The 5,941-nt window shown below is 73.1% G+C and carries 6 protein-coding genes; all 6 read left to right on the forward strand.

Features of this window, described 5'->3' with window-relative positions; genetic code table 11:
- Positions 1-1,022, forward strand: a 1,022-nt coding sequence (locus QH283_RS11160) for an FAD-dependent oxidoreductase (RefSeq protein ID WP_280502939.1), incomplete at its 5' end; no start/stop codon positions are given.
- Between the two features lie 328 nt (positions 1,023-1,350).
- Entirely contained in the window at positions 1,351-1,665 is a 315-nt protein-coding gene (locus tag QH283_RS11165) for a carboxymuconolactone decarboxylase family protein (RefSeq protein ID WP_280502944.1), read from the forward strand.
- 70 nt (positions 1,666-1,735) lie between these two features.
- Entirely contained in the window at positions 1,736-2,596 is an 861-nt protein-coding gene (locus tag QH283_RS11170) for an LLM class F420-dependent oxidoreductase (RefSeq protein WP_280502940.1), read from the forward strand.
- A gap of 4 nt (positions 2,597-2,600) precedes the next feature.
- The gene (locus QH283_RS11175) at positions 2,601-3,839 is read left to right on the forward strand and encodes a glycosyltransferase family 4 protein (protein WP_280502941.1); all 1,239 of its coding nucleotides are present in this window, start codon (positions 2,601-2,603) and stop codon (positions 3,837-3,839) included.
- An 84-nt stretch (positions 3,840-3,923) separates the two neighbouring features.
- A complete protein-coding gene (locus QH283_RS11180; protein WP_280502942.1) occupies positions 3,924-4,655 on the forward strand; it encodes a class I SAM-dependent methyltransferase in 732 nt (243 codons plus the stop codon).
- Positions 4,642-5,685: a prenyltransferase gene (locus tag QH283_RS11185; protein ID WP_280502943.1), complete on the forward strand. Its 1,044-nt coding sequence runs from the start codon at positions 4,642-4,644 to the stop codon at positions 5,683-5,685. The genes QH283_RS11180 and QH283_RS11185 overlap by 14 nt, the downstream gene beginning before the upstream one ends.
- The last annotated feature ends 256 nt before the right edge of the window (positions 5,686-5,941 follow it).

Below are 5,941 nucleotides of genomic sequence, written 5' to 3' on the forward strand. Positions count from 1 at the left end.
GCTCGCGCGCGGCGGTGCCACAGCTGCCCGGGATCGATTCCGTGCGGATCTGGACCAGCCGCGAGGCGACCAGCGCCGGGAAGCCGCCCGGCAGGCTGGTGGTGGTCGGCGGCGGGGTCGTCGCCACCGAGATGGCGACCGCCTGGCGGGGTCTCGGCTCCCGGGTGACCGTGCTGGTGCGCGGCGAGCGCCTGCTGCCGCGCCTCGAGTCCTTCGCCGCCGACCTCGTCGCCGAGCGACTGCGGGAGGCCGGGGTCGATCTGCGGTTCGGCGTCACGGTCCGGTCCGTCGAGCGCGCAGGCGGCGCGGGCGATCGGGTGGACGTGACGCTCGGCGACGGCAGTCATGTGATCACCGACGAGTTGCTCTTCGCCACCGGCCGCGCGCCGCGCACCGACGACATCGGCCTGGAGACCGTGGGCCTCGACCCCGGCCGATGGATCGACACCGACGACAGTTACACCGCGACCGGTGTGCACGGCGAATGGCTGTACGCGGTGGGCGATGTGAACCACCGGGCGCTGCTCACCCATCAGGGCAAGTACCAGGCCCGCGTCGCGGGCGCGGTCATCGCCGCGAGGGCGCGCGGCGAGGCCGTCGACGCCACCGCCTGGGGACCGCACGCGGGCACCGCCGACGGCGTGGCGGTGCCGCAGGTGGTCTTCACCGACCCGGAGATCGCCGCCGTCGGCCCGACGGCCGAGCAGGCCGCGCGCGCCGGGCTCGAGGTCGAGGCGGTCGACTACGACCTCGGGCAGGTCTCCGGCGCGCGGCAGTACGACCCCGGCTATCGCGGCCGCGCGCGCATGCTCGTCGACCCGCCCCCTGGCGTGCTGGTCGGGGCCACCTTCGCCGGTCCGGGGGTGGCCGAGCTGTTGCACTCGGCCACGGTCGCCGTCGCGGGCGAGGTGCCGATCGACCGGCTCTGGCACGCGGTGCCCGCCTTCCCCACCATCAGCGAGATCTGGCTGCGGCTGCTGGAGACCCTCCGTGACGAACGGCGCGCGGCGGGCACCGCCTGAGCCGCCACCCGCACCCGCGGCAACCACCGCGAACAGTCGGTGAACCGCCGGAGGCCGGGGTAGCGTTGGCGAGCAGAACGAGAACACGTTCTTGCTATCCGCGATCGAGTCGGACTATATTCCGAACACCTGTCCAGACACCCCGGAACAGGCCGCCGCACCGGCCGCGGCAGACCGTTCGCACGATCGAGTTCGAGGAGCCACGCATGCGGCGTACGTCCACCAGTCGTTGTCCGGCCCGCCGCCTCCCCGCACCGGGCGCGCGGTCGTGAGCGGGGCCGAGCGGGCGCGGCCGCTCTCGGAGACCAGGGCGCGCGGGCTGGCCAGAATGGGCGAGGTCTACGGCTTCGACTTCGCCGACGGCCCCGACGAGCTGTTCGCCCTCACCGCCGACCACCTCTTCGCCTGCATCTGGTCGCGGCCGGGGCTCACCCTGCGCGACCGCAGGCTGCTGTTGCTCGGCGCGCTGGCCGCGGGCGGGCTGTTCGACGTGGCCGGCATCCAGGTCGGCGCCGCCCTGCACAACGAGGAACTGACCCCGCGGCAGTTGCGCGAGGCCGCCGCCCTGCTCGGCGCGCACCTGGGTTCCGAACCCGGTGAGGGGCTGGACGCGGTCGTCACCGCCGCGCTCGACAAGGCCTGAACCCGGACGAACCGACGGACCCGATCGACCGGTCTCCCCGGCCGGAGCACGCACAGACAAGGCAGCGACCATGCGCTACGGCATCGTTCTCTTCACCAGTGACCGCGGGATCACCCCCGCCGCGGCGGCGCGGGCCGCCGAGGACAACGGCTTCCACTCCTTCTTCGTCCCCGAGCACACCCACATCCCGGTCAAGCGCGAGGCCGCCCATCCCGGCACCGGTGACGCCACCCTGCCGGACGACCGCTACATGCGCACCCTCGACCCGTGGGTGGCGCTGGCGACGGCCGCCTCGGTCACCGAGCGCATCGAGCTGGCCACGGCGGTGGCGCTGCCCACCGAGAGCGACCCGATCACGCTGGCCAAGACCATCGCCTCGCTGGACCACCTCTCCGGCGGCCGGGTGCTGCTTGGCGCCGGGTTCGGCTGGAACACCGACGAACTCACCGACCACGGCGTGCCGGCGAACAAGCGGCGCACCGTGTTGCGCGAGTACCTGGAGGGCATGCGGGCGCTGTGGCGCGACGACGAGGCCGAGTACTCCGGGGAGTTCCTGTCGTTCGGGCCGAGCTGGGCGTGGCCCAAACCGGTGCGCCGGAACGTGCCGGTGCTCATCGGCGCGGGCGGGACCGAGAAGACCTTCCGCTGGATCGCCAAGTCGGCCGACGGCTGGATCACCACCCCGGGCGAAACCGACATCACCGGGCGGCTGGCGCTGCTGCGACAGATCTGGCGCGAGGCGGGCCGCGAGGGCGAGCCGCGCGTGGTCGCCCTCGACATCAAACCCGACGCCGGGCGGCTCGCGGATTGGGCCGCTGCGGGCGTGACCGACGTACTGTACGGTTTGCCCGATAAGCCCGAGGAGCAGGTACGGGCCTACCTCGAGCGCCTCGCCGCCAAGCTGGCCGTACCGGCCGGGGAAGGACATTGATACCGTGCGCGTCGCCCTGCTGTCCTACCGGAGCAAGACACACTGCGGCGGACAGGGCGTCTACGTCCGTAAGCTCAGCGCGGGGCTGGCCGAGCTCGGTCACGAGGTGGAAGTCTTCTCCGGGCAACCGTATCCCGAGCAGCTCGACCCGAGGGTGCGCCTGACCGAGGTGCCAAGCCTCGATCTCTACCGCGAGCCCGACCCGTTCCGCACACCCCGGTTCTCGGAGATCCGCGACCACATCGACGTGCTCGAGGTGGCCACCATGTGGACGGCGGGTTTCCCCGAACCGCGCACCTTCAGCATGCGCGCCGCGCGGCTGCTGGCAGGCCGCGCGCAGGAGTTCGACGTTGTGCACGACAACCAGTGCCTCGGCAGCGGGCTGCTCGACATCGCGAAGCATCTGCCCGTGGTCGCCACCGTGCACCACCCGATCACCCGCGACCTCGCTGTCGACCTGGCCGCCGCCCCGCTGCGCCGCAAACCGCTGGTGCGCCGCTGGTACGGCTTCCTCGGCATGCAGAAGCGGGTGGCGCGGCGCATCCCCGACCTGCTCACCGTCTCCAGTTCCTCGGCCACCGACATCGTCGCCGACTTCGGCGTCGATCCCGCCCAGCTGCGGGTGGTTCCGCTCGGCGTGGACACCGAACTGTTCGCCCCGCGCCCCCGCCCGAGGGTGTCCGGGCGCGTCGTGGCGGTGGCCAGCGCCGACAAGCCGCTCAAGGGCGTCTCGCATCTGCTGCGCGCCTGCGCGCGGCTGCGCGCCACGCACCGGATCGAGTTGCAGCTGGTCGCCAGGCTGGAACCGGAGGGCCCGACCGAGAAGCTGATCGCCGAGCTCGGCCTGTCCGACATCGTCACCGTGCGCTCCGGGCTCAGCGACGACGAGCTGGCCGAACTGCTGGCCTCGGCCGAGATCGCCTGCATCCCCTCGATGTACGAGGGTTTCTCGCTGCCCGCCGTGGAGGCCATGGCCTCCGGTACCCCGCTGGTGGTGAGCCGGGCGGGCGCGCTGCCCGAGGTCGTCGGCGAGCCCGGCGTGTGCGCCGACCTGATCACACCGGGCGACGTCGAGGAGCTCACCGCCGCACTCGGCGCGCTGCTGGACGCGCCGCTGCGGCGGGCGCAGATGTCGCGGGCCGGGCGCGAGCGCGCGCTGTCGGTGTTCAGCTGGGAGTCGGTGGCCGCGCAGACCACCGAGGTGTACCGGCGCGCCGTCGACCGCGCGAAGAGCGTCCGGTAATCGCCGCTCGCGACGGGTCCGCGCGCGAGGCGGACCGCCGCATCGCACCACCACCGAATCCAGGGCACACAGGAGGATCAGACCGTGCTGACCGTTGACTTCGACCGTCTCCGCATCGCCCCCGGCACGCGGGTGATCGACGTCGGGTGCGGCGCGGGCAGACATGCCTTCGAGGCCTACCGGCGCGGCGCCGACATCATCGCCTTCGACCAGAACGCCGAGGACCTTGCCGGTGTGCGGGCCATGTTCGAGGCCATGGCCGCCGAGGGCGAGGCGCCCGAGGGCGCGCGAGCGCAGACCGTGCGGGGCGACGCGCTGGCACTGCCCTACCCGGACAACCACTTCGACATCGTGATCGCCTCGGAGATCCTCGAGCACGTCCCCGCCGACGATCAGGCGATCGCCGAGCTGGCGCGGGTGCTGAAGCCGGGCGGCGACCTGGTGGTGACGGTGCCGCGCTGGCTGCCCGAGCGGGTGTGCTGGGCGCTGTCGACCGAGTACCACAGCAACGAGGGCGGCCACGTGCGCATCTACCGCGCCGACGAGCTGCGCGACAAGATCGCCTGCCGCGGGTTGCGGTTCGTGCGCCGCGAGCACGTGCACGCCCTGCACGCGCCGTACTGGTGGCTCAAGTGCGCGGTCGGGGTGAACAACGAAACCAGCAGGCTGGTGCGCGCCTACCACCGGATGCTGGTGTGGGACATGATGAAACGCCCCGCCCTGACCAGGGTGGCGGAGCGGCTGCTCGACCCGCTCATCGGCAAGAGCGTCGCGCTGTACTTCGCCAAGCCGGCGGTGCAACGTGCGGTCGTCTGACCTGCCGAGCGTGCCGCTGGCGCTGACGCGCAAGCAGTGCCTGCGGACCGGGGAGTCGATCGCGGCCGCCCAGGAACCCTCGGGGGCGATCCCCTGGTTCCCCGGCGGGCACACCGACCCGTGGGATCACGTGGAATCGGCCATGGCGCTCACGGTCACCGGATTCCGCGCCGAGGCGCAGGCGGCCTACCGCTGGTCGGCGCAGACCCAGCGGCCGGACGGCTCCTGGCCGAGGCAGTTCCGCGCCGGGGTGGTCGAGGACGCCAACGCCGAGACCAATTTCTGCGCCTATCTCGCCACCGGCGTCTGGCACCACACCCTGTGCACCGGCGACACGGCGTTCGCCGCGCAGATGTGGCCGACGGTGCGGGCGGGCGTCGAATACGTGCTGGCCCAGGCCGGACCGGACGGCCGGATCCCCTGGGCGGCCCGCGACGGCGGACCGATGGCCGAGGCGCTGGTCACCGGCTGTTCGAGCATCCACCACAGCCTCGGCTGCGCTGTCGCGCTGGCCGAGGCGGTGGGCGACCCGCACCCGGAGTGGGCGGTGGCGCAGGCCAGGCTCGGCGAGGCGCTGCGGTCGCGGCCGGAGTCGTTCGCGCCCAAGGACCGCTACTCGATGGACTGGTACTATCCGGTGCTCGGCGGTGCGCTGCGCGGACCGGCCGCGGTGGCCCGCATCGACGCGCGCTGGGACGAGTTCGTGGTCGGCAACATCGGCATCCGTTGTGTGGCCGACCGCCCGTGGGTGACCGGCGCGGAGACCTGCGAGCTGGTGCTCGCGCTGGACGCCATCGGCGACGCCGACCGCGCGCACCGCCTGTTCGCGGCCATGCAGCACCTGCGCGAGAGCGACGGATCCTACTGGACCGGACTGGTCTTCGCCGACGGCAAGCGCTGGCCGGAGGAACGGACCACCTGGACGGCCGCGGCCGTCGTGCTGGCCGCCGACGCCTTGTCGCGGACCACCCCCGCGAACGGGCTCTTCCGCGTACTCACCCTCCCGGCGCCGGTGGGCGTCGGGGTCTGAGCCGGTACCGCCCCGCGGACCACGACCGGAATCCCCGTCCGCTCACGCCGCCTGCGCCGAGCGCCGGAGTCCGAAGCTCCGGTCGGGATCGGCGGGCACGCCCCGCGCCCGCGGACCGGATTCAGCGGACACGTTCGAGAACGCGCAGCGAGCCGGTGGCGCCCACTTCACGGAAGTCGCCGCGGTAGAGGGCGCGGCGGGTGATTTGGTACGGCGGGCGGGGGCCCGCGGGGGGGGGGGGGGGGGAGGGGGGGGT

It is taken from the genome of Nocardia farcinica (assembly GCF_029867845.1).
Lineage (GTDB): Bacteria > Actinomycetota > Actinomycetes > Mycobacteriales > Mycobacteriaceae > Nocardia > Nocardia farcinica_A.

Coding starts and splice junctions, on each gene's coding strand:
- QH283_RS11165 (WP_280502944.1), top strand. CDS start 1,351: ATGGGCGAGGTCTACGGCTTCGACTTCGCCGACGGCCCCGACGAGCTG.
- QH283_RS11170 (WP_280502940.1), top strand. CDS start 1,736: ATGCGCTACGGCATCGTTCTCTTCACCAGTGACCGCGGGATCACCCCC.